Source organism: Streptomyces sp. CA-111067, assembly GCF_050956065.1.
Classification (GTDB): Bacteria; Actinomycetota; Actinomycetes; order Streptomycetales; family Streptomycetaceae; genus Actinacidiphila.
The window spans coordinates 6,309,406-6,333,148 of record NZ_CP192103.1; the positions used below are offsets into that span (position 1 = coordinate 6,309,406).

Here is a 23,743-nt window from a genome sequence, read left to right on the forward strand (position 1 = left end):
TGGCATGACAGCGATCCGACCGGCGCAGATGGTTGACCGAGGGTACGAATGCTGCAACTCTGGCATCGATTCCAGCCTGAGGAGGTCGCATGTCGGATGCACCTAACGTCGTCAGCACTGTCTCCGGGGTGATCCCGGAGCCGGCCGCACCGCTGTCGCCCGGGGCACTCGGCCCGGGGGCCCGGATCGAGTCGATCGAAGTGGTGCCGGTACGCGCCCCGCTGGCCCGCGAGTTCCGCGGCAGCTACTACCGGATGACCCACCGGGCGACGCTGGTGATCCGGATCAGGACCGACCAGGGCGTCGTCGGCGAGGCGTACGTCGGGGACGAGGACGCGACCGCGCACGAGATACGGGCCGTGCTGCTCGACGAGATCGCCCCCCGGGTGATCGGACTCGAGGTGCTGGAGACCGAGCGGATCTGGCAGACCGGCTACTCGGCGACCTTCGACATCCTGCGCGACCGCCGGATCGGCCTGGTCGCGCTCGCCGCGCTCGACACCGCCGTCTGGGACGCCACCGGCAAGATCCTCGGCCAGCCGCTGTGGCGGCTGTGGGGCGGCGCCCGCAACCGGGTGCCGATGACGGCCATCGGCGGCTACTACGGCGAACCGCTCGGACCCATCGAGGAGGAGGTCGGCTACTACCGCGACGTGCTGGGCCTGGCCGGGATGAAGTTCAAGGTCGGCGGCCGGTCACCGGAGGTCGACGCCCAGCGGGTGCGCGCCGCCCGCGCCGCCGCGGGCCCGGACTTCGTGCTGTGCATCGACGCCAACCAGGGCTACAGCGTGCCGGACGCGGTGGACCTCGCCCGCCGGCTCGCCGACCAGGACATCCGCTGGTTCGAGGAGCCGGTGATGTGGCACAACGACCGGCGCTCGCTGCGGGACGTCAGATACCTGGGCGGGATACCGGTCTGCGCCGGGCAGAGCGAGGTGTCCGCGAGCGGCTGCCGCGACCTGATGGAGACCGGCTCGGTGGACGTGTGCAACTTCGACGCGTCCTGGTCGGGCGGCCCCACGGCGTGGCGCCGGGTGGCGGCCATCGCGTCCAGCTATGACGTACAGATGGGCCACCACGAGGAGCCGCAGGTCAGCACCCACCTGGTGGCCAGCATCCCGCACGGCACCTTCGCCGAGTGCTTCCACCCGGTCCGCGACCCGTTCTGGTGGAACCTGGTGACCAACCGCGGCGACCTGGAGAACGGCGAGATCGTGCTCGGCGACCGGCCGGGGCTCGGCTGGGACCTGGACTGGGAGTACATCGAGCGGCACAGGTTGGACAAGTGAGCGGGGCGGCGGGATCGGCGGGGTCGGCGGGTTTTGGTGGAACGGCCGGGGCGGCCGGGTCGGCCGGCTCTGGCGGAACGGCCGGGGTGCCCGGTGCCGGCGGAACGGCTGGATCGGCTGGATCGGCTGGATCGACGGGGGCGGCGGCCGGTGCCGATGTCGCTGCCGGTGCCGGTGCTGGCGAACCGGCTTCCGGGGCGTCCCTCCTGGACGACGGGCTGCGCGGCGCGCGGGTGCTGGTCACCGGGGCGGCCGGGGGCATCGGTGCCGCGGTGGCGGCGGGCTTCGTCGCCGCGGGCGCCCAGGTGGTGGCCGCCGACCTGCCCGGCCGGGCTGCCCCCGGCGGGGTGCGCGCGGCGCTCGGCACCGACCTGAGCGATCCGGCCGCGTGCACCGCGCTGGTCGGCGCCGCGGTGGACCGGCTCGGCGGCCTCGACGTCGTCGCGCACCTGGCGGGGGTGATGCGGCGGCGCGCCGACCTCGCCGACGTCACCGAGGACGACTGGGACGTGCAGCACGACGTCAACCTGAAGTCCGCGTTCTTCCTGCTGCGGGCCGCCGCCGAGCAGATGCGGCGGCAGGGCGGCGGCGGCCGGCTGGTCGCCGCCGCGTCGCAGGGCTGGTGGAGCGGCGGGTACGGGGGTTCCGCCGTCTACGCCTCGACCAAGGGCGGGCTGGTGTCGCTGTGCCGGGGCCTTGCCCGTACCTACGGCCCTGACGGGATCACCGTCAACACGGTGGCGCCCGGGGCGATCGACACCCCCATGCTGACCACCGACCTGGCCCCCGGTGCGCTCGACTCGATCGTCGAGGCCACCCCGCTCGGCCGGGTCGGAACACCGGCGGAGGTCGCCTCCGCGGTGCTCTTCCTGTCCTCGGCGAGGGCGTCCTTCATCACCGCCGCGACGCTGAACGTCAGCGGCGGCTGGCTGGCGTACTGAGTCCGAGGGGGCAGATCACGGTGGAGTTCCTGGTGACGATCCGACAGGACTGGGCCGCCCTGCGCGACCACCCCGACCTCAGCGCCCTGGTCGAAGAGGAGCGCCGCGTCGGCCGCGCCCTGATCGCCGAGGGCGTGATCACCCGCATCTGGCGACTACCAGGCCAACGCGCAAACGTAGGCATCTGGCACGCGAACAACCCAACCGACCTCGTCACCCACCTCGACCGCCTACCACTCCGCCGATGGCTCGACGCGGAGGTACTGGCCCTGGCCGACCACGAACTGGAGACACGGTGAACGGCCGCCCGACCGGCGCGGTCGCCGCGAGCGGACCGCCGGGCGGCGGGGGCGCTGTGACGTGCGGGGCGCGGCGGCGGAGCGCCGTGGACGCCGTGGCGTGCGGGCCGAACTGGCGGGGCGGCCGAGGCGCCGTCATCGCCGGTCCCGGCGGCCCGGGCCGCGCCGGCCCGATCGTCGGCCCCGCCCCGGTGGGTAGCCGGGAAGCCGTGTTCGCCGGGCCCGGCCCGTCAGTCCAAGTGCCAGACCTCGTCCGCCTCGATGAACTCCCCGCCCGGGCCCGTCGTCACGGCGAGGACGTCCTTGAACCACTCCTGCCAGCGCGCGTTCACCTCCGTCGCGCCGACGTTGCCGAACGCCGTCGCCGCGTCCGGGTGGCACTCGGCGTAGGCGATGACCTGCGTGCCGCGCCGGAACAGGCTGTAATTGCGCACGCCCGCCTCGCTCAGCGCAGCGGTCAGCTCCGGCCAGATCTCGTCGTGCCGCCGCTGGTACTCCGCCTCGCGGCCGGCGACGACCTCCATCAGAAAACAGATGCGCTGCACTGCGGCTCCTTCCGGTCGGGCCTCTCGGGTCGGTCGAGACGACGTCTTGCGTTCGCACCGATGCTCCGGCACTGTACTGGAATGGATTCCAGCGTGAGCACCCGGCCGGGCGCGGGCGCACAGCCCGACGGACCCGACCGTACGGAGTCCGCGCGCCGGACACCCCCCAGTGGAGAGAAAGAGAACCTGATGCGCCTGTCATGCGCCGACTACACCTGGCCGCTGCTGTCCCACGGCAGCGCACTCGACCTGGTCCGGGCGCTCGGCTGCGAGGCCGTGGACATCGGCTTCATGACGGGCCGTTCCCACGTACGCCCTGAGCAGGCGCACGGCTCGATCGCGCTGACCGCCGGCGCGGTACGGGAGCGGGCCGAATCCCGCGGCCTCGCCGTCGCCGACGTCTTCGCGATCCCGTACACCGACTTCGAGACGATGGCGCTGAACCACCCCGACAGCGGCGAGCAGCAGCGCTCGCTGGACTTCTTCGCCGACGCCGTCGAGTTCGCGGCGGCGCTCGGCGCCCCCGGCCTGACCACGCTGCCCGGCGTCCTCTTCGACGGCGAGCCGTTCGAACAGGCCCTGGCCCGTTCGGTGTCGGGGCTGCGGCAGCGGGTCGACCGGGCGGCGGCCGCCGGGCTCGCACTGTCGGTCGAGGCGCACACCGGCTCGCTGGTGGACACCCCGGACAAGGCGGCGCAGTTGCTCGACGCCGTACCCGGACTGACCCTCACCCTGGACTACGCGCACTTCGTCTACGGCGGCACCGCCCAGGAGTTCATCGATCCGCTGCTCGGCCGCGCCCGGCACCTCCAGTGCCGCCCCGGCCGCCCCGGCGGCCTCCAGGTGCGGGTCGCCGAGGACGCGATCGACTGGGCCCGGGTGGTGGCCGGGCTCGCCCCGGACTACCCCGGCTATCTGGCGCTCGAGTACACCTGGCAGGACTGGCTCGACTGCAACCGGGTGGACACGGTCGGCGAGTCCGCGCTGCTGCGTGACGTACTGCTGGCCGCCGACCGGGCGAACGCGACGGCCGGTGCGAACGCCTCGACCACCGCGACCACCACGACCACCGCGGCCGGTGCGGCCACCGCGAACGTCTCCCACACCGCGGCCGGTGCCCGATGAGCGCGGGCGGGGGCCAGCCGCTCTCCGACCGGGCCGGGATGCGCGAGGTCGCCGACCGCGCCGGCGTCGCCATGTCGTCGGTCTCGCGGGTGCTGTCCGGGCACCCCGACGTCAGTACCGCGATGCGCAACCGGGTGATGGCCGCCGTCGAGGAGCTGGGCTACGAGCCCAACATGCTCGCGCAGATGCTGCGCAAGGGCGCCACCCAGACCATCGGCTTCGTCGTCGGCGACATCTCCAACCCGCTGCTCGCCCAGATCGCGCTGGGCGCCGAGGTCGCGCTGCGCGCCGCCGGCTACGCGATGCTGCTCACCAACTCGGTGAACGAGGCCAACCTCGACGCCACCCACATCCGGCTGCTCCAGCAGCGCCGGGTGGACGGCCTGCTGCTGTCGGTCTCCGACGAGACCAACGAGCAGACGGTCGAGGCGCTGAACAGGACCCAGACCCCCAGCGTGCTGATCGACCGCGACCTGCCGACCCAGAACCCGGAGAGCGCCGTGCTCTCCGACCACGCGACCGGAATAACTCAGGCCGTGGAGCACCTGGTCGGCCTCGGGCACAAGCGGATCGCCCTGATCGCCGGCTCCCCGCACGTGCGGCCGACCAGGGAGCGGATCAACGCCCTTGAGGAGGCGGTCGAATCGCACCCGGGCGTCTACGTCCAGGTGCGGCCGGGCGCGTTCACCGAGGGGCACGGCGGCGCGGCCACCAGGGCGCTGCTCGACGGCCGCCGACCACCCACCGCGATCATCGCGGGCGGCAACCAGATCCTGGTCGGCGTGCTGGCCGAACTGGCCGCCAGGGAGGTGCGGATCCCCGCCGACATGTCGCTGGTCACCTGCGACGACGTGCCGCTGGCCAAGTTCTTCACGCCCACGCTGGCGATGATCGACCGCGATCCCTACGAGATGGGCAGCGAGGCCGCCCGGCTGCTGCTGGCCCGGTTCGGCGGCGCGGAGCCCGAGGTGATCACGCTGCCCACCAGCTTCGTCGGCGCCCGCAGTTGCGCGGCCCCGGCAAGAACGGCACCACCAGTACAAGGAGACAGATCGTGACCTCCGCAGTGGCCGACACGACGACCCGCGAGCAACTGCTCGACATGCAGCGCCGGATGCACGAGATCCGGTTCTTCGAGGACATCACCAAGGACTGGTTCAGCCGCGCCCTGGTGCGCGGCAGCACCCACCTCTACCAGGGGCAGGAGGCGGTCTCGGTCGGCGTCACCTCGGCGCTGCGCGACGGCGACACCACCACCTGCACCTATCGCGGGCACGGCACCGTCCTGGCCCAAGGGGCCCCGCTGGACCGGGCGTTCGGCGAGATCCTGGGCAAGGAGCAGGGGCTGTGCGGCGGCAAGGGCGGCTCGATGCACCTGACCGACCTGAGCGTGGGGGCGCTCGGCTCGTTCGCGATCGTCGGCGCGCACCTGCCGATCAGCACCGGCGCCGCCTGGGCGGCCCAACTGCTGGGCACCGGCGCGGTGAGCGCGACCTTCTTCGGCGACGGAGCCGCCAACATCGGCACGTTCCACGAGGCGATGAACCTCGCGGGCATCTGGAAGCTGCCGGTGCTCTTCGTGCTGGAGAACAACCTCTACGGCGAGTACTCGCCGATCGCCACCACCACGGCGAACACCAACCTCCTTGACCGCGCGGCCGGTTACGGCATGCCGGGGGTCCGGGTGGACGGCAACGATGTCGTGGCCGTCCTGGAGACCGCCTCGCAGGCGGTCGAACGGGCCAGGGCGGGCGAGGGGCCCACGCTGATCGAGGCGATGACCTACCGGCAGTCCGGGCACTCGCGGGCCGACCCGGCCGCCTACCGCCCGCCGGGCGAGCTCGACGAGTGGCTGGCCCGCGACCCGCTGCTGGTGGGCGCCCGGCGGCTGCGCCAACTCGGCGTCTCCGACGCGGAGCTCGACGCCGTGCGCGACCGCGCGCAGACCACCGTGCGGGCCGCCGCCGACCGGGCACTCGCCTGGGACGAACCCGCCACCGACCGCCGCTTCGACGATGTCTGGGCCAGCCGATGACCACACACACCCCGACCACCGCACCCGCTTCTCCCGCCTCCGAGCTGGTGCAGATCAACTACCGCAAGGTGATCGCCCGCGCGCTGGCCGACGAGCTGGCGGCCGACCCCACCGTGGTCTTCCTCGGCGAGGACGTCGGCGTGGCGGGCGGCGCGTTCAAGGCCACCGACGGGCTCAAGGCGCGGTTCGGCGACCGGGTACGGGACACCCCGATCTCCGAACAGGCCATCGTCGGCACGGCGGTGGGCGCCGCGCTGATGGGGCTGCGCCCGGTCGCGGAGATCATGTTCGCCGACTTCGCCGGGGTCTGCTTCGACCAGATCGTCAACACCCTGGCCAAGTACCGGTACACGACCGGCGGTCAGGCCCGGGTCCCGGTCACCATCCGGATGTCGAACGGGGCCGGCTCCGGGTTCGGCCCGCAGCACTCGCAGGCCGCGGAGAACTGGTTCCTGAACATCCCCGGGCTGAAGATCGTCGTCCCCGGCACCGTGGCGGACCTGTACGGGCTGCTGCGGTCGGCGATCCGCGACGACGACCCGGTGCTGGTCTTCGAGCACAAGAACCTGTTCGCGATCAAGGGCGAGGTGCCGGCCGAGCCGGACGACGGCTACCTGGTGCCGATCGGGGTCGCCGACGTCGTCAGGGCCGGCACCGACCTGACCGTCGTGGCCGGCCAGCAGATGCGGCACCGGGCCGTCGAGGCGGCGCAGACGCTGGCCGCGCGCGGCATCTCGGCCGAGGTCATCGACCCGCGCACGCTGGTGCCGTTCGACGACGAGGCGGTACGGGTGTCGCTGGCGAAGACCTCACGGCTGCTGGTGGTCCAGGAGGGCCCGCCGGACGGCGGCTGGGGCGCCAGCCTGATCGCCCGGGTCACCTCGCAGCACTTCGAACTGCTGGACGCGGCCCCGGTGTTGCTGGCCTCCGACCCGACCCCGGTGCCGTACTCCGCGCCGCTTGAGGACGCCTCGCTGCCCGACGCGGACCGGATCGTGGCCGCGGCCCAGCGGCTCGCCAGCTACTAGAACCGGCTACGACAGGAAAGGAGGTGACCCGCATGCCGATATCCGCGAGTCCGCGGCGACCGGCGGGGGCGTATCTGACGCCGCTGGTGCGGAAGTTGGCGGGGGAGTACGGGATCGATCCGGGGGTGGTGGCGGGTTCCGGCCGGGACGGCCGGGTGCGCAAGCAGGACATCCTGGCCGCCGCGAAGGCCCGCACCCGCCCGGCTCCCGGTGCGGCGCCCGCCGTGGCCGGCCGGCCCGGCAGCATCCGGCCGATGGCGCCCGAACGGCGGCTGGCCGGTGAGCGGGCGGCCGCTTCGCTGCGCACGTCGGCCCAGCTCACCACGGTGGTCGAGGCCGACCTGAGCCGGATCGTCCGGCTGATCGACCGGGCCGGGCCCGGGTTCGCCGTGCGCGAGGGCGTACCGCTCGGGCTGCTGCCGTTCTACGCCGCCGCGACCGTCGAGGCCCTCAAGGCGCACCCGGTCGTCAACGCCCGGCTCGACCCGGAGGCGGGCACCATCACGTACCCGGACGCCGAACACCTCGGCCTCACCGTGGACACCGACCGGGGCCCGGTCGTCCCGGTGCTCCGTGACGCGGGCGGCCTCAGCCTGGCCGGCCTCGCCCGGCGGGCCGCCGACCTGGCCGGCCGGGCCCGCACCGGCACCCTCAACTCCGGTGAGCTGGAGGGCGGTACCTTCACCCTCACCGACAGCGGCGAGCGCGGCGCGCTCTTCGACACCCCCGTCGTGCACCAGCCGCAGTCCGCGGTCCTGAGCGTCGGGGCGCCCGTCCGGCGGCCCGTGGCCGTCACCGACGACCTGCTCGGCGACACCATCGCCATCCGCCCGACCGCCTACCTGGCGCTCTCCTACGACCACCGGCTGATCGACGGCGCCGACGCGGCCCGCTTCCTGCGGACGGTCAAGTACCGCCTGGAATCAGCCGCGTTCGAGGCCGCACTGCCCTGAGGCGACCCGCGCACCAGCCCAGCCCACCCCCTGGCAGCACCTCCCCACCCGGCACCACACCACCTCCGCGCGCGTCCGCACCGCCGCACGTGCTCGTCACGGCTGCCCGGAAGACGACCGGGCCGCCGGGGCGGGCATGCCCGGCGGCGGGAGCGCAACGGCCGTACTGGACGAAGGAGTTCACCCATGGTCGATCAGCCGCAACCGGGCCTCAGCCGCCGCCACCTGCTCGGAGTCGCGGGCGCGGGCGCCGGCCTCGCCCTGGTCCCCGCCTTCCCCGCCAGCGCCGACTCCGCCGCGCGCGGCACCGCCGGCACGCACCCCACGCCGGCCGAAGCGTGGCCGGTCGGCGAGCCGTACCAGCCGCTGCACGGCGGCACGTTCAGCGGCCCGGCCGTCGCCGCCTCCCGGGACCCGCTGGTGCGCTACCGGTGGACCGACCCGGTCGCCGCCGACCCGCTCCAGGTCTACCAACTGCGCCCGGTGGCGGCCTGGACGCAGACCCCGGCCTCGTTCGACGGGCTGCACTCGGCCGCGACCGGCCGCTGCGGCATCACCGTCAAGGGCGCCGGTTCGATCCGCTTCGACTTCGGCCTGGAGAGCCCGGCCTGGCTGGAGTTCGACAGCGCGGACCTCTCCGGCACCGTCGAGATGAGCATCAGCGAGTACAACGAACCCGGCGTCGTCAACCCGGGCCCCGCGCACCCGGTCAAGACGCTCGCGCCGGTCCGCTACGGCGACAGCTTCCGGCTGGAGCTGAACGCCGACCTGTTCGAGGGCGTGCGGTTCGGCTGGATCCACGTCAGGACGTTCGACCGCCCCTGGCACATCACGGCGGTCCGCGCGGTGTGCCAGGCCAAGCCGACGAACTACAACGGCACGTTCCACAGCAGCGACGAGCAGCTCAACAGGCTCTGGTACGCGGGCGCTTACGGCGTGCGGGTCGGCTTCCAGGGCACGTACATGGCCCCGATCCTGATGGACCGCGGCGACCGCTACGGCTGGGCCGGGGACTGCAACCCCATCCAGTCGGCAGCGCTGGTCGCGTTCGGCGACTGGGACTACGTCAAGGCCAACCTCGACCGCACGGTCGACTCCAGCTTCGGCATCGAGACGTACTCGCTCTACTGGGTGCTCAGCCTGCTGGAGTACTACCAGCACACGGGCGACACGGCCACGCTGACCGGCTACCTGGACAACGCCACGGGCAAGCTCGACCACGGCGACGACATCTACGCCGACCCGAACATCACCTTCTACGGCTGGGACGAGCGGCTCGGCGGCGGCTTCGACCGGCCCAACCAGCCGGAGACCAAGGCCGCCTACCGGATGCTGTTCATCCGCGCCTGCCTGGAGTTCGCCGACGCGGCCGAATCCGTCGGGCGCGCGGACCTGGCCGCCACTTACCGTGCGACCGCCGCCCGGCGCAGGGCCGAACTGCACGCCGATCCGAACTGGTTCAGGTCGCTGGGCGTGCACGCGCTGGGCGAGGCCGTCAACGCGGGCTGCGTGGACGACGGCGAGCGGGCCGAGGTCTACGACCTGGAGTTCGCCGACCGGCTCAACCGGTTGTCGTTCTCCACCTTCAACCAGTTCTACATTCTCCAGGCGATGGCCGCCCTCGACCGCCACGACGAGGCACTGGTCACCCTGCGGGACAACTGGGGCGGCCAACTCGACTACGGCGGCACGACGTTCTTCGAGGTGTTCCGCCCCGACTGGCTGCAGGTCCTGGGCCGCAACGACCCGGTGCCCAACAGCCAGTCCGGCTGGACCAGCCTGTCCCACCCGTGGGGCGGCGGCGTGACCTCCTGGCTGTCCCAGGAGATCCTCGGCATCAGCCCGACGTCCCCCGGATTCGGCACCGTCGACGTCTTCCCGCTGCCCGGCCGCGGTGTGCGGTCGGTGTCCGGCTCGGTGCCGACTCCGCACGGGACGGTCTCCGCGGAGTTCGACCTCGACTCCGGCACCGGGCAGGTGGTCGTGCCCGCGGGGTCCAGGGCCCGGATCGGCATACCGTCCGGCGGCCGGCGGATCGAGCGGATCCAGGTCAACGGGCGGCAGTTGTGGCGGGACGGCACCTTCCACCGGACCGCGGGCGTCGGCTCCGCCCGCCAGGCCGGCGACCGGGTGGTGCTCGACGACGTCCCGCCCGGCCGCTACCGGCTCAAGGCCACCTACCGGGGCGCGGCGGGATCGCCGCCCCGCCCGGCCGGGTGGAACTACCCGATGCGCTTCGTCCGGCACGACACGGCGACCGGCGGCAACTGGGGCACGGCGTACGGGCGTGACGGCCACGTGCTGTTCAACTACGACGCCGCCGGGCAGCACTTGGCGTCACTGCCCGGCTACGTCAGCTCGGTCACGCCGTGGTCGGGCGGCAACAGCAGCTGCCTGAACACCGTCTGGGAGAGCGGCACCGGCGACGCGCGGGCGCTGGCCCGCGACGCCTCGGGCGGCTTCCCGCGCAACGCGGGCGTCCTGTACTCGATGACCCCCTCGCCCGGCGGGATGACCATGGTGGTCGACGTGGCCGCTGACCCGGGCGCCGTCTACCAGTTGGCGATGTACTTCGTGGACTGGGACTCCACCGCGCGCCGGGTCTGCGTGGAGGTGTTCGACCTGGACACCCTCAAGCGGGCGGTGCCGGTGCAGCTGGTGGACGACTTCCACGACGGCCACTACCTGGTCTACCGGTGCGACCGGCCGGTGCGGATCAGAGTGGCGCACGTGCTCGGCGCCAACGCGGTGCTCAGCGGCCTCTTCTTCGACCCGGCGGGTTCCGGCCGGAGTTCGGGTCCGGGCTCCGGTCCGCGCTCTCACTAGGGCCCCCGCCCGCTAACGATTCAAGGACCGTGCGTGCCGGGCGGAGAGCGGTCTCCCCGACCCCGTCAGCGCTATGGACGGGGTGGTTCCACCCGGGTAGCCTCGGTGCGCACGGTCGTTGAATCGTTATAATCCGTCCTTGCCCCTCGCCCTCTCCCGGAGCCGCAGATGCCGAACACCCCTGCCGGAGAAGACCCCCGCACGCCCGGAGCCCCCCGCCGCAGCGTCCTGAAAGCCGGGATCGGCGGCGCCGCGCTCGCCGCCACCGGGCTCACCGTGGCGACCGCGGGACCGGCCGCCGCGGACGCCGCGGCCGGCCCGGCGGCTCCGGAGGCCGCCAGGAAGGCGGCCAAGAACTGGCACCCCTATGTGCAGGGCCCGTCGAGCCGCACCGTGCGGCCCACCGGCGTGACCCGCAGCAGCGGCGCGGTGACCGCGCCCACCGCGCTGCTGGCGCCCGGCGGCGCCGTCACCGTACTCAAGCGCCCGCAGCCCGCGCAGCCGCCGCGCTGGCCGGCCGGCACCACGGCCACCGCCTCCAGCGCGCACGCGGGCAACGGCGGCAACAACGGCCAGCCGCGCACCTACGACGCCGCCAACGCCATCGACGGCGACACCGACACGTTCTGGAACGACGACACGATCGCCGCCTACCCCGACACCCTGACCGTCACCACCACCGCGCCGCTGCCGCTGCCCGGCATCACGCTGCTGTCCAACTCCGACGGCGTGCCGACCGACTTCACCGTGCAGACCTGGGACGGCAGCGCCTGGCAGACCGCCGCCACCGTCACCGGCAACACCTCCGTCCGCCGCGCAGTGCCGTTCGCGGCCACGGTGACCACCACGCAGGTGCGGATCAACATCACCGCCGACCAGAGCACCCCGCAGGGCGAGTTCAGCCGGATCAACGAGGTGTACCCGGGGCTGCTGCCCGACGACGAGATCCCCCGGGTGGTGGTGGACTTCGGCAAGGTCGTGGTCGGCTACCCGAACATCAGCTTCGCGTCGGCCTCGGCCAACAGCCCCGGGGTGCGGGTGGCGTTCTCCGAGACGCTGCAATTCCTCACCGACCGCAGCGACTTCACCCGGGCCGACCAGTCGGGTGTGCCCTCACAGGGCACCGACCAGTTCGCGGTGCCGGCCGGCGGCGCCAAGTGGAAGGACACCAAGGGCTACCAGAGCGGCACCAAGGTCTACGCCGACGGCCTGCACGGCTTCCGCTACCTCCAGATCAGCCTGGACGCGCTCGCGAGCGACGCGCCGGCCGCCCAGCCGTGGGGCGAGGTCGCCATCGACGCGGTGTGGCTCGACTTCACCGCCTACCTCGGCACGCCGGGCACGTACGGCGGCTGGTTCCTCAGCTCCGACGACGACCTCAACCGGTACTGGTACGGGGCCGCTTACACCAACGAGCTGGTCACCGACACGTTCAGGTCCGACGACATCGACCCGCGCGGCGCCGACACCCCGGGCCTGGACGGCAAGCTGGTGCTCCAGGACGGCGCCAAGCGCGACCGCGACCCGTACGTCGGCGACCTCGCGGTCTCCGCCCGCACCCTCTACCTCACCCACCCCGACGCCGCCGCGGCGGCCCGCAACGTACTCGCCGACCTCGCCGACCACCAGCGCGCCGACGGCTGGATACCGCCCGCCTCGATCAACGGCTACACGCTGCCGCTCTTCGACTACCCGCTCTGGTGGGTCACGTGCAGCTGGGACTACCTGCTCTACACCGGCGACCGCGGCTACGCGACCGCGTACTACCCGCAGTTGACCAAGCTGCTCGACAGCTGGTACCCGTCGGTGACCGACTCCGACGGGCTGCTCAGCAAGGGGCTCAACGGCACCGGCGGATACGGGGATTACGCGTTCCTGGACCGCACCGGCCGGATCACCTACTACAACGCCAACTACGTCCAGGCGCTGAACGACGCGGCGAGCATCGCCCGGCTGCTCGGCCACCTCGCCGACGCGGACCGCTGGGCCGCGCGGGCGGTGACGGTGGCCGCCGCCGTCAACGCGCACCTGTGGGACGCCGATGCGGGCGCCTACCTCGACTCGGGCACCGGCCCGGTGCGGCACGCGCAGGACGGCAACTCGATCGCCGTGACCGCCGGGGTGGCCGACGCGGGGCGGGCCGCGAGCGCGCTCGCCCACCTGGACGCCACGACCGTACTGCCGTACGGGAACGCGTTCATGGACAACGAGACGATCTTCGGCGGCGCCTCGCAGCGGGTCTACGCGTTCACCTCGTACCCCGAGCTGCTGGCCCGCTTCAGGACCGGCCGCGCCGACAGCGCCCTCGACCAGATCCGCCGCACCTACGGCTGGATGGACCGCAACGACCCCGGCACCACCAACTGGGAGGGCATCGGCCCCGACGGCTCCCTGTATGAGGGCTCCTACACGAGCATGGCGCACGGCTGGTCGACGGGCGTGCTCCCTGCCCTGACCAACGAGTTGCTCGGCATCACCCCGGTGTCGGCCGGCTTCACAGAGTGGACGGTGCGCCCCCGCCCCGGCTCCGTGAAGTGGGCAAGCGGCCAAGTCCCCACCCCCCACGGCCCCCTGACCGCCGACTGGCAACACCCTTCCCCCGCCACCTTCACCCTGACGGTCCGCGCCCCCCACGGCACCCGCGGCACGATAGCCGTCCCCACCGACGGCCACGCCGTCACCATCCACGTGAACGCCCGCCAGACGCGAGCCCACACGTCGACCCCGCACGACGGTTACGCCACCCTCCCGCCTCTGGGACCGGGCACCCACACGGTGACGGTCCGCCGCGCGTAGGGGGGTCGCGCCCGGTTGCCCCGGGCATTCCGGTAACTACCGGAAGTGGCTGGGCGGGCGGCTCGTCTGCGGGCCCCGGTTACCTCAAGGGGCGCGGGGCTGTATCTGATGTGCGGCTCCGCCGCGTGGGCGCGCCCAGCCCCCCGCCGGACGGGGGGCTGGGGACGGCGCCCGGGGCGGGCTAGTGGGGGCGGACGGTGATGGTGTGGCGGCCGGACGGGAGTCCGGCGAGGCGGACGCGGGCCATTTCCTCGCGGGCGGCGAAGCTACGAGAGCGACCGTTCGCCCACGCGACCTTCCCGTCCACCCGGACCACGTAACCGGGCTTGGCCCCGGCCGGCACCGGCACCGCGATCTCGCCGACCGCGCCCCCCGGCGCGGTGACCGTCAAGTCGAACTCCCCGTTGCGCCCGTCCCGCCAGGACACCGCGATCACCCCCGCCGGCGTCGTCAACTGCCCCTCCGCCCGCGTCACTCCGCCCGGATGCGGAGCCACCACGTATCCGTCCGTCCCGTCCTCTGCGGGCGCGATTCCGAGCAGGTAGAACGTCAGCGCCGACGTCGGCCCCGTCGACCACCCGTGAGCCGCGCTCATGTAGGAGCCGGAGTAGTCCGAACTCCCGTCCGTCCGGTAGCCCTCCCAGAACGTGCTGGCCGTCCCCTGCGGAGCGTCGAGCATGTACCCCCACTCCAGCCGCACCAGATCGAGCGCCGCACTGTCCCGTCCCGCCGCGAAGTGCGCGTGCACCTCCATCCCGCCGGGGAACGGGTGCACCGACGCGTCGCTCTTCTCCGGGGTGAGCGCCCCCACCTTCGTCCAGCGCGCCGCGAGCCCCGCACTGATCCGCCCGGCCCGGTCCGCGTCGTCGACCAGCCCGAACCACACCGCCAGCGCGTTCCCGTCCTGCGGGTAGAGCGCCGAGCCCGGCTTGTCGCGATACAGCCCGGCCCCGTCGTCCCAGTAACCCCCGCCCGCCACCGCCGACTTGAGCGCCGCCGCCTTCGCCGCGCAGTCGCTCGCCGTCGCCGCGTCACCGGCCGCCGTCGCGAACGGCCCGGCGGTGACCAGCGCCCGGTACATGATCGCGTTCGCTTCGAGGTTCTTCCCGTCGGAGTCGGTGCGCGCCCAGTCCGCGGCCTGCGTGACGTTCAGCAGCCCGTCGGCGCCGATCTTCGCGGTGATGTAGTCCAGCGCGGCCTTGTACTTGGGGTAGATGCCGGTCGCCCAGCCGGTGTCCCCGCTGAACTGGAGGTACGAGGCCGTGCCGATCAGCGTCCACAGGTGGTAGGCGTCGGAGTTCCCGATGAAGTTGACGGCCGGCCCGGCGTACGGGAGCGCCCCGTTGCCGGCCTGGTGGTTGTACAGCGTCTGGAGGGAGTTGCGCACGGTGTCCAGGTCGCCGAGCGAGACGTAGTCGGTGAGCACCGAGATGCCCAGGTCGCCCGGCCACACCGTACGGTCCCGCTTGGCGCCGTCCACCAGCACGGTGTCCCCGACCTCGCCGATCCGGGCGCTGTTGTTCCACCCGGTGCCGGGCGGCCCCCAGACCCGGCCCTGGTTGCCCGCGACGATGTTGGTCTGCACGGTGTACGCGCCCGCGTACCAGATCCGGGTGAGCAGATCGTCGCTGCACGAGAAGTAGTTGGGGTAGGCGCGGAGGTCGGCGACGTTCGGGGCGAATACGATGTCGACGGAGACGTCGGCGAGGTCCACGGTGCCGCCGCTCTCGTTGACGACGGTCAAGTAGCGGAAGCCGCCGCGCAGTTGGCTGACCGGGGTGCCGGCGGCGTCGGTGCCGGCGGTGGGCACGGACGTCTGCGTGCTGATCCGCCCCGCGGGTTCCGCCGTGTACGACACGGCGGGCTCGACGTTGGCGCCGCCGTTGGAACCGTCGCTGGACGTGGTGCTGATGTAGGTGGACAGCTCCGAGTAGGTGAGGCCGACCGTCTGCGCGCGGTCGGAGTCGTCGCCGAAGGTGAGCGTGGCGTAGCCGCCGACCTCCTTGCCGAAGTCGAGCGTGATCGAGGCGCCCTGCCCGGTGAGCCGGGTGTGCGCGGACCCCGATTTCTTGACGTTCACGAGGTAGCGCGGGTTCCCCACCGCCCCGGTGGTCCCATGCACGGCCACCGGCCGCACGATCCGGCTGTCCGGCGACAGCTTGAACCGATCCCAAGACCCAGCGGGCGCGGCCCGCCGCCCCGAACTCGCGCCCCCACCGGCGCCGCCGTCACTCCCGCCCCCACCGGGCGCCGCCTCCGCGATCCCGCCCCGCAGGGCCGCGGCAACGACGACGGAAGCGGCCCCGGCCCGCAGGAGTGCGCGCCGGGCAGGCCCCGCGGCGGCCGGTCCGGTCGGGGTGTTAGACGAGTCATCGGACATGCTGAACTCCCAGGTGTAGTTGCGACGGTAGGACGATCTGTGACCCGGCCAGGCGCGGCCCCAAGGGCGCGATCCCCCCGCGCCTTCCAGGCGCACCGCTTGCTGAGCCCCTTGCGGTGGTTGCCGGACCCCGGGCCGGTGGGGGTTGGTGGCGCAGTTCCCCACGCCCCTGGTGATGCCGGGGCTTGTCGCGTCCGCGCTGGCTGGGCGCGGGTTGTTGCCCGGATGGGGACGTGCCCCGTAGGGGCGCGGGGAACTGCGCGACCAGCCACGGCGTGCCCGCAGGCGGGTGATCGCCGAGCCGCTTGCGGTGGGTGCCGGGCCCCGGGCCGGTTCTGGGGTGGCCGCACAGCTCCGGGCACGGTCGCGTCCGTGCGGCGGGGCCGCGGATGGCCCCCGAGATCCCATCGGGACTCAGCGCCGCACCGCGGACAACCGGACATCCTCCACCCGCCCCGGCCGCAGAACCACCGGCCCCAGCAGCCCCGACGGCTGCGCATCCCCGTGCGCGTTCGCCCCCGTGTTCGTCACGCGCACGCGCAGGACGTTGGCGCCCCCGCGCAGGGCCCGCGTCACGTCCAGGCGGTACGGCGCCCACAGCCGGGACGGCAACTCGACGCCGTTCAGCGTCACTTCGGCCACATCGCGCACCGCGCCCAGGTCAAGCGTCCAGACCCGGCCCGTCAGGGACTTCGCGTCCAGGGTGAACCCGCGCTCGTAGACGGCCGAGCCGGAGTAGGAAGCGTCGACGTCCGTCCACGAGCCGAGCGGGCCGGTGGTGGGCTGGGTGCCGGCGGTGTCCGGGGCCGCGTCGAAGCGGAAGCTCCAGTCGCCGTCCAGCGGCACCGCTGCCAGCGGGTCCGTGACCGTCAGACTGCCGGCGTAGCGGCGGCCGCCGTCCTCCGCCACCACCGTGAACGTTCCGGGCGCCGCCACCCGCACCGTGGCCGTGCCGCCGTTCCCCCGCACCGACACCCGCTGCACGGGCGCGTTCGACTCCACCGCGTGCGCCGGGCCGCCGCGCGGAGCGGCCTGGAAGACCACCAGCAGAGCCGCCTTCGCCTCAAGGCGCAGCGACACCGCCGTACCCGCCCCCGGCCTGCCGGGGAACGGCGCCGAGCGCCACACCCCGGCCGGCACCGTCAACCCCGTGTCCGGGTCGCAGAGTTGCGGCGCCCCCACCGCCGGGAACGTCGCGGTGACCTCCACCGCGTCCGCGTGCTCGTTGTTGAGCAGGAACGACTGCTCGCCGTCCCGCTCAAGTCGCAGCACCCGCACCTCCGGTGTGGCCGGCGACAGCGACACCGCCGCGCCGCCCGCCGCCACCACCTGCGCGGCGGCGGACTCCACGTCCGCCACCCGGTGCGCCCGGGCCGCCCGCCGGCCGGCGAAGAGCCTCGCCAGCGCGGCCGTCAACTCCCCGTCGTGGCCGGACGGTTCCTGCGCGGGCAGGTCGCCGACCGCCACCAGCGTGCCGCCGCCGTCCACGAACCGGGCGAGGACGGCGACCGCGCCGAGCGACAGCATCGGCGTCGCGGGCAGGACGAGGACGCCGTACCGCTGCCGCCCGACAGCCAGTTCGCCGCCGCGCACCTGAGCGTGCTCGATCAGCGCCGGATCCCCGGTGAGCGCGCCCTCGTCGAGGAAGTCGAAGTCGACCTGGCGGTCCTCAAGCGCGTGCACCGCGCCGATGAACGCGTCGTCGATCGCGGTCTGTTCCGGGTAGTCCTGGAACGACTCGGCGGCGCGCTGCGGCTGGATCAGCGCCGTACGGGCCGCGGGCGTGGCGCGCGCCGCCTCCACCAGCCGCCCGATCCACTCGTTGAGCGGCGACGACAGGTCCCACCACGGGTTCACCGGCTGGAACGGCGGCGCGAAGATGATGTTGTCCTGGTCCGAGAAACGGGCGTGCAGCAGCACCTTGTTGATGCCGCGCACGACGAACGCCCCGACCACCTCACGGGTGAACGCCGGCGTGACCTGCCAGCCCGCCGCGCCCATCGCCTCCAGATACACCCGCTCGCGCCCGACCTGGTGCGCCGCGCTGGCCGGCCAGCGCGGCAGGATCCGGTGGTAACCCCGCTGGTACTGGTCGGAGATGAGGTCGGTGCCCGGCACCTGCGCCCACTGGTGCGCGGTGTTGAGGTTGCCGGTGCTCTTGATCTGCTCGGCCGGCCCGTACTCGTCCCACAGCGGGTTGGAGATCAGGTCGAGCCCGTGATCGCCCATCCAGTTGCCGACGCCCTTGTAGTAGGCGGCGGAGAAGCGGTTGGAGACCGCGCGCCAGAACACCCCGCGCAGGTCGCGCCCTTGCTCGCCGAGGTCGTCGTGCACCGCGGACAGCACGACCCCGAGGCCCGCCGCGCCGCCGACCCGCCGCACCTCGTCCTCCAGGCTCGCCGACCACGGCACCTGGGCCCACTCGGCGTCGGCGGACGCCACGAAGGGCTCGTCGTCGGCGAAACCGAGCAGCACGTGGCCGACCGCCCACGGGAACCTGCGGACGTACTCTCCCGGCACGATGTCCATGAACAGGCCGACGGCCTCGTCGTCCAGCAGGTCGAGGTAGTTGCGGCGGCTGCCGTCGCTGTCCGCGAGCAGCCGCGAGGTGAAGACGTCCACCTGCCACGTCCCCGCGGGCGCCGTCCACGTCCCGCCCGCGCGCACGGTGCCGGTCAGGTCGATCATCTGCGGCACCACGGCCCCGGACGTCCCGGCCGGACGGGCCGAGGCGGCGAACGCGGTCCCGAGGTCGTCGGGCGTCACGAAGCCGTCCACGGCGGAGTCGGTGTCGAAGGTGTCGGCGAACAACTGCCCGCCGTCCGCGCCGATCACGGTGAGGCTGTCCCACGACGAGGACTGCGTGGCCGTCGCGCGCAACCCGACGGTGCCGGCGGCGAAGGACGCGTCGGAGACGGGCGCGGCCTCGACGCCGTCCAGCGAGACGGTCAAGTCCCGTCCGGCGACGGTGACTTGCAGCCGGTGGTCGGCGCCCGCGTCGAACCCGGCGACGGCGGCCCCGGGACGCAGCAGGTCGAAGGCGCCGTCCTGCTGCCGCCAGACGTCGACGCCGCCGTCGGTCCGCAGGTCGGCGAGATAGCCGTTCTTGGCGTCGGAGCAGCGCACCAGCAGCCCGGCCGTGCCGGAGTTGATCCGTACGGTGCCGCTGACGGTGTAGTCCGTCCAGCCGGCGCCGTCCTTCAGCACCCGTACCCCGTCGTACGCGGACGCGGCCACGACGAGACGGCCGTCCGCCACGCTCAGCGCCCGTCCGGCCAGTGATACGGCGGTGCCTCCGGCGACCTGGGTGCTGCTGCGCTGGACGGCCTTGGTCCGCAGGTCGGGGCGCGGCTGGTAGGTGCGGTCGCCGACCGTGCCGCCGTTCACCACGAACCCGCCGGCCCGGCCGCTGGGGAAGAAGTCGTCGTTGAACAGCCAGACGTGCATGTGGTGCCGGTCGGCCTCGCGCAGCGTGTGCTCGATGATGTCGAACCACGCCTCGGTGAAGAACGCCGGTCGCAGCGCGGCGATGTCGAAGGGGAAGACCAGCACCTCGGTCACGCCCTTGGCGCGCATGTCGGCGAGGGTGCTGTCCACCAGGTCGGCGGTCACCGTGCCGTTCCAGAACCAGAGGATCAACGGCATGCTGTCGGCGGCCGGTTGGGCGAACCGGTCCGCCCAGGACTCCCCGCGGGCGGCCGGCTCCGCGGCATACGCGGGCTGCCAGAAGCTGCTGGTGGCCCCGGCCGCGGCCGCAGCGGCGGCGACTTGGAGTATCCGCCGCCGCGAGACCGGATAACGGCCTTCAGGGGCGGGGCTGTTGACGCCGGGCGCGGCCCCCGCGGGAGCAGCGCTCCCCTCGCTCGTCGGGTGAACGCCGTCGTTCATCTGGACTCCCTCGCAGAGTGGCTTCGACGCCAACCGGCCCGCGATACGCGGCCGTTGCCCCGGGGTGTCCCGGGCTGCCCTGAATGGCTTATGAATTGATTCAATTAGGCCGTGACGGACGCTAGGGCAGCCCATTGGCGAACGTCAATGCTCGTGCCGTGATCCGTCACAATCTCCGCTGGATCAGCGGCTCTTGGGCATGCCGAAGCGCCGCCCGGCGAGACCGGGGCGGGCGCGGCGCGATTGAACGATTCAGTCAGTGGACCTGGAACGTTCGCGTTGTTGCCACCAGTCGCGGAAGGTCTGGGTGGGGATCTGGGGGAGGGTGCGGGTGTTGGTCCAGGCTTTGGTGGTGCGGGTGGGGAGGGTTTTGGGGTGGAGGTGGCGGGTGGTGGTGGCGGTGCGGAGGGTGGTGTTCCAGGCGGTGGGGTGGTCCAGGGTCCAGCGGGCGGCGCGCATGGCGAGGCGTTCGGTGGTGTGGCCTTTGGCGGGTTTGATGGTGACGGTGGTGCCGTTTCGGGTGGTGGTGGTGCCTTGGGCGATGCGTTCGCGGAGGTGGACGAGGACGTCGGGGATGTTGATGGCGACGGGGCAGACGTCGTAGCAGGCGCCGCAGAGGGTGGAGGCGTAGGGGAGGGAGGCGTCCAGGGGGGTGGTGGTGCCGCGGAGTTGGGGGGTGAGGATGGCGCCGATGGGGCCGGGGTAGGGGGAGCCGTAGGCGTGGCCGCCGGCGCGTTCGTAGACGGGGCAGACGTTGAGGCAGGCGGAGCAGCGGATGCAGCGCAGGGCTTGGCGTCCGGTGGTGTCGGCGAGGGTGTCGGTGCGGCCGTTGTCGAGGAGGACGAGGTGGAGGGTTTGGGGGCCGTCGTGGGGGGTGGTTCCGGTGAAGGTGCTGGTGTAGGGGTTCATGCGTTCTGCGGTGGAGGAGCGGGGGAGGGTTTGTAGGTAGATTTCGAGGTCGTTCCAGGTGGGGATGATTTTTTCGATGCCGACGAGGGAGATGAGGGTGTCGGGGAGGGTGAGGCACATGCGGCCGTTGCCTTCGGATTCCACGATGACGAGGGTGCCGGTTTCGGCGATGAGGAAGTTGCCGCCGGAGATGCCGATTTTGGTGCGGAGGAATTTTTCGCGGAGGTGGAGGCGGGCGGCTTCGGCGAGGTCGGCGGGGGTGTCGGTGAGGTTGTCGGGGGCGGGTCGGCCCCAGTGGGCCATGTGGTCGCGGAAGATGTCGCGGATCTGGTGGCGGTTTTTGTGGATGGCGGGGACGAGGATGTGGGAGGGGAGGTCGTTGCCGAGTTGGACGATGAGTTCGGCGAGGTCGGTCTCGTAGGCGGTGATGCCGGCGTCGGCGAGGGCGTCGTTGAGGCCGATCTCCTGGGTGGCCATGGATTTGACCTTGACGACCTCGGTCTCGCCGGTGGCCTGGATGAGTTCGGTGATGATGCGGTTGGCGTCGTCGGCGTCGACGGCCCAGTGGACGGTGCCGCCGGCGGCGGTGACGGCGTGTTCTGCTTGCAGCAGGTAGTGGTCGAGGTGTCGCAGGGTGCGTTCCTTGACCGCGGCACCGGCGGCGCGTAGTTCGGCCCAGTCGTCGAGCTCGCTGACGGCCTGGGCCCGCTTGTCCCGGATCGTGCGGGTGGCATGCGTGAGGTTCGCCCGCAACTGCATGTCCCGCGTAGAAACCCGAGCGGCTTCCGGAAACGCCGGCATCCCCAACTCGACACGACTCATGGCCTTCTCCCATCCGAACAACATTGAGCGCCCCGAAGGACACGCGGAATTGCGCGCCCACCCGGAACGCGCGGGCCCTGAAGGGGCGCGGGGAACTGCGCGAGTAAGCACGACGGCGCGGCACGTGTGGACCGGGGCTCGGGCCCCGCAGGGGCGCGGGGAACTGCGCGAGAAACCTGGGGGCACCCCCGGCCGAAGGTTGGGGGAGGACCCGCACTCGACAATGGCGCCCGGCCCCGTCCCCCCAGGGGCGCGGGGAACTGCGCGCCCAGCCACAGCGGCGCGGCACGTGCCGACGGGCGTTCGGCCCCGAAGGGGCGCCGCAGCCGACAACCCCACCGCTCCCCAAGCACCCGGGGCAAAGCCCGAACCCCTCAAGTGAAAAGCCGCGCCTCGGCCGCATCCCATCCCCCCCGCTCGCGCCCCGGCGCATACCGCCGGACGCGTTGCGTCGCCGCAACAAGCCCCCGCATCTCCGCCAACTCCCCGACCACACCCGCCGCCCGCGCCTGCACCAGCAGATTGCCGATGGCCGTCGCCTCCGCCGGCCCGGCGACCACCGGCACGCCCATCGCGTCCGCGGTGAACCCGCACAGCAGCTCGTTGCGGCTGCCACCGCCCACCAGGTGCACCCGGTTGATGTCCCGGCCCGCCAACTCCGCCGCCAGCCGCAGCACCCGCCGGTGCGCGAGCGCCAAGCTCTCCAGGATGCAGCGGACCGTCTCGCCGAACCCCTCCGGCGCCCGCTGGCCGGTCCGCACGCAATACGCCGCGATGGCGGCCGGCATGTCCGCCGGCGCGAGGAACTCCGGTGCGTCCGGATCGATCAGCGCCGCGAACGGCCGCGCCCGGGCCGCCGCCGCGAGCAGCGCGTCCAGCTCGGTGGGCATGCCGCGCGCCGCCCACACCCGGCGGCACTCCTCGAGCAGCCACATGCCCATGATGTTCCGCAGGTAGCGGACCGTGCCGTCCACCCCGCGCTCGTTGGTGAAGTTGGCCGCTCTGGACTCCTCCGTCAGTACCGGGGCGTCCAGTTCGAGGCCGGCCAGCGACCACGTACCGCAGGAGACGTAAGCCGAGCCCGGCTCGGTGGCGGGTACGGCGACCACCGCCGACGCGGTGTCGTGCGAGGCGACCGTGACGACCGGGGTGTTGGCGGGCAGCCCGGTGAAGTCGGCGACGGACGGCCGCAGTTCACCGGCCGGGGTGCCGGGCTCACGCAGCGGCGGCAGCAGGTCCGGGTCGAGCCCGATCACGTCGGCCATCTCCTGCGACCACGTGCCCGTACGGGCGTCGAGCAGCCCGGTGGTGGAGGCGTTGGTGATCTCCGCGCCCACGGAGCCGGTCAGCCAGTACGTCAACAGGTCCGGGACCAGCAACAGCGTTTTTGCGGCGGCCAGTTGCGCGCTGCCGCGGGCCGCCGCGAGCTGGAAGACCGTGTTGAACGGAAGGTGCTGGAGGCCGGTGACACCGTAGAGGCAGCCGGCGCCGGCGGCGTCTCGTACGTGGTCGGCTACGCCTCGGGTCCGGTCGTCGCGGTAGTGGTGCGGGAGGCCGAGGAGCGCGCCGTCCGCGTCGAGGAGGCCGTAGTCGACGGCCCAGGAGTCGATGCCGATGGAGGTGAACGGGGTGTCGGCAGACCCGGCTGCCTGGCGCAGCCCGTCCAGTACGCCCTGGTAGAGGCCGGGCAGGTTCCAGTGCAGGCCGCTGGGGAGGCGGGTGGCGGTGTTCGGGAACCGGTTGACCTCGGTGAGGTCGAGGAGGCCGGGGCCGACCCGGCCGATGATCACTCGGCCGCTGGTCGCGCCGAGGTCCGCGGCGGCGAAGAGGGCGGGGGGAGTGGTCATGGGGTTCCTCGGCTTGTGGGGTTTTGACGGGTCGGAGGTCCGCGGTCGGGTGCGGGTCCC

15 protein-coding genes are annotated in these 23,743 nt (G+C 72.9%); 10 read left to right on the forward strand and 5 right to left on the reverse strand.

What is annotated here, in order from left to right; genetic code table 11:
* Positions 1 to 89: 89 nt before the first annotated feature.
* The 3 genes from ACQPW6_RS27935 (at position 90) to ACQPW6_RS27945 (ending at position 2,529) form a co-directional block, all read left to right on the forward strand.
* Positions 90 to 1,289 (forward strand): mandelate racemase/muconate lactonizing enzyme family protein, encoded by a 1,200-nt coding sequence (locus ACQPW6_RS27935; protein ID WP_433892443.1) that lies wholly within the window; start codon positions 90 to 92, stop codon positions 1,287 to 1,289.
* A 233-nt stretch (positions 1,290 to 1,522) separates the two neighbouring features.
* Positions 1,523 to 2,230 (forward strand): SDR family NAD(P)-dependent oxidoreductase, encoded by a 708-nt coding sequence (locus ACQPW6_RS27940; RefSeq protein ID WP_433892444.1) that lies wholly within the window; start codon positions 1,523 to 1,525, stop codon positions 2,228 to 2,230.
* Positions 2,231 to 2,262: 32 nt separating this feature from the next.
* On the forward strand, positions 2,263 to 2,529 hold the full coding sequence (locus tag ACQPW6_RS27945) for a muconolactone Delta-isomerase family protein (RefSeq protein WP_433892445.1): 267 nt from the start codon (positions 2,263 to 2,265) through the stop codon (positions 2,527 to 2,529).
* Between the two features lie 230 nt (positions 2,530 to 2,759).
* On the opposite strand, the gene ACQPW6_RS27950 is transcribed toward ACQPW6_RS27945, so the two are convergent.
* Complete coding sequence (locus ACQPW6_RS27950) at positions 2,760 to 3,074, reverse strand: L-rhamnose mutarotase (RefSeq protein WP_433892446.1); 315 nt, start codon at positions 3,072 to 3,074, stop codon at positions 2,760 to 2,762.
* A 189-nt stretch (positions 3,075 to 3,263) separates the two neighbouring features.
* On the opposite strand from ACQPW6_RS27950, the gene ACQPW6_RS27955 reads away from it, so the two are divergent.
* The 7 genes from ACQPW6_RS27955 to ACQPW6_RS27985 all read left to right on the forward strand — a co-directional run bounded on the left by ACQPW6_RS27955 (position 3,264) and on the right by ACQPW6_RS27985 (position 13,837).
* Positions 3,264 to 4,199: a sugar phosphate isomerase/epimerase family protein gene (locus tag ACQPW6_RS27955; RefSeq protein ID WP_433892447.1), complete on the forward strand. Its 936-nt coding sequence runs from the start codon at positions 3,264 to 3,266 to the stop codon at positions 4,197 to 4,199.
* Entirely contained in the window at positions 4,196 to 5,257 is a 1,062-nt protein-coding gene (locus tag ACQPW6_RS27960; RefSeq protein ID WP_433892448.1) for a LacI family DNA-binding transcriptional regulator, read from the forward strand. Before ACQPW6_RS27955 ends, ACQPW6_RS27960 begins: the two co-directional genes overlap by 4 nt.
* Positions 5,254 to 6,234, forward strand: coding sequence for a thiamine pyrophosphate-dependent dehydrogenase E1 component subunit alpha (locus tag ACQPW6_RS27965; RefSeq protein WP_433892449.1), 981 nt, complete (start codon positions 5,254 to 5,256; stop codon positions 6,232 to 6,234). Before ACQPW6_RS27960 ends, ACQPW6_RS27965 begins: the two co-directional genes overlap by 4 nt.
* Positions 6,231 to 7,262: an alpha-ketoacid dehydrogenase subunit beta gene (locus ACQPW6_RS27970; protein WP_433892450.1), complete on the forward strand. Its 1,032-nt coding sequence runs from the start codon at positions 6,231 to 6,233 to the stop codon at positions 7,260 to 7,262. Before ACQPW6_RS27965 ends, ACQPW6_RS27970 begins: the two co-directional genes overlap by 4 nt.
* Before the next feature lie 32 nt (positions 7,263 to 7,294).
* Positions 7,295 to 8,215 (forward strand): 2-oxo acid dehydrogenase subunit E2, encoded by a 921-nt coding sequence (locus tag ACQPW6_RS27975; protein ID WP_433892451.1) that lies wholly within the window; start codon positions 7,295 to 7,297, stop codon positions 8,213 to 8,215.
* A 186-nt stretch (positions 8,216 to 8,401) separates the two neighbouring features.
* Positions 8,402 to 11,041, forward strand: a complete 2,640-nt coding sequence (locus tag ACQPW6_RS27980) for an alpha-L-rhamnosidase C-terminal domain-containing protein (RefSeq protein ID WP_433892452.1) — start codon at positions 8,402 to 8,404, stop codon at positions 11,039 to 11,041.
* A gap of 168 nt (positions 11,042 to 11,209) precedes the next feature.
* On the forward strand, positions 11,210 to 13,837 hold the full coding sequence (locus tag ACQPW6_RS27985; protein ID WP_433892453.1) for an alpha-L-rhamnosidase C-terminal domain-containing protein: 2,628 nt from the start codon (positions 11,210 to 11,212) through the stop codon (positions 13,835 to 13,837).
* A 181-nt stretch (positions 13,838 to 14,018) separates the two neighbouring features.
* On the opposite strand, the gene ACQPW6_RS27990 is transcribed toward ACQPW6_RS27985, so the two are convergent.
* The 4 genes from ACQPW6_RS27990 to ACQPW6_RS28005 form a co-directional block, all read right to left on the reverse strand.
* Entirely contained in the window at positions 14,019 to 15,965 is a 1,947-nt protein-coding gene (locus tag ACQPW6_RS27990; RefSeq protein WP_433892454.1) for an alpha-L-rhamnosidase C-terminal domain-containing protein, read from the reverse strand.
* 666 nt (positions 15,966 to 16,631) lie between these two features.
* Positions 16,632 to 20,105, reverse strand: a complete 3,474-nt coding sequence (locus ACQPW6_RS27995; protein WP_433892455.1) for a glycosyl hydrolase — start codon at positions 20,103 to 20,105, stop codon at positions 16,632 to 16,634.
* 252 nt (positions 20,106 to 20,357) lie between these two features.
* Positions 20,358 to 21,836, reverse strand: a complete 1,479-nt coding sequence (locus tag ACQPW6_RS28000) for a lactate utilization protein B (RefSeq protein WP_433892456.1) — start codon at positions 21,834 to 21,836, stop codon at positions 20,358 to 20,360.
* Between the two features lie 374 nt (positions 21,837 to 22,210).
* Positions 22,211 to 23,683 (reverse strand): rhamnulokinase, encoded by a 1,473-nt coding sequence (locus ACQPW6_RS28005; RefSeq protein WP_433892457.1) that lies wholly within the window; start codon positions 23,681 to 23,683, stop codon positions 22,211 to 22,213.
* Positions 23,684 to 23,743 lie beyond the last annotated feature (60 nt).

Bases quoted from the DNA above. Each gene is read 5' to 3' on its own strand.
- ACQPW6_RS27960 (WP_433892448.1), top strand. From the start codon at position 4,196: ATGAGCGCGGGCGGGGGCCAGCCGCTCTCCGACCGGGCCGGGATGCGC.
- ACQPW6_RS27955 (WP_433892447.1), top strand. From the start codon at position 3,264: ATGCGCCTGTCATGCGCCGACTACACCTGGCCGCTGCTGTCCCACGGC.
- ACQPW6_RS28000 (WP_433892456.1), bottom strand. From the start codon at position 21,836: ATGAGTCGTGTCGAGTTGGGGATGCCGGCGTTTCCGGAAGCCGCTCGG.
- ACQPW6_RS27985 (WP_433892453.1), top strand. From the start codon at position 11,210: ATGCCGAACACCCCTGCCGGAGAAGACCCCCGCACGCCCGGAGCCCCC.
- ACQPW6_RS28005 (WP_433892457.1), bottom strand. From the start codon at position 23,683: ATGACCACTCCCCCCGCCCTCTTCGCCGCCGCGGACCTCGGCGCGACC.
- ACQPW6_RS27935 (WP_433892443.1), top strand. From the start codon at position 90: ATGTCGGATGCACCTAACGTCGTCAGCACTGTCTCCGGGGTGATCCCG.
- ACQPW6_RS27980 (WP_433892452.1), top strand. From the start codon at position 8,402: ATGGTCGATCAGCCGCAACCGGGCCTCAGCCGCCGCCACCTGCTCGGA.
- ACQPW6_RS27975 (WP_433892451.1), top strand. From the start codon at position 7,295: ATGCCGATATCCGCGAGTCCGCGGCGACCGGCGGGGGCGTATCTGACG.
- ACQPW6_RS27995 (WP_433892455.1), bottom strand. From the start codon at position 20,105: ATGAACGACGGCGTTCACCCGACGAGCGAGGGGAGCGCTGCTCCCGCG.
- ACQPW6_RS27970 (WP_433892450.1), top strand. From the start codon at position 6,231: ATGACCACACACACCCCGACCACCGCACCCGCTTCTCCCGCCTCCGAG.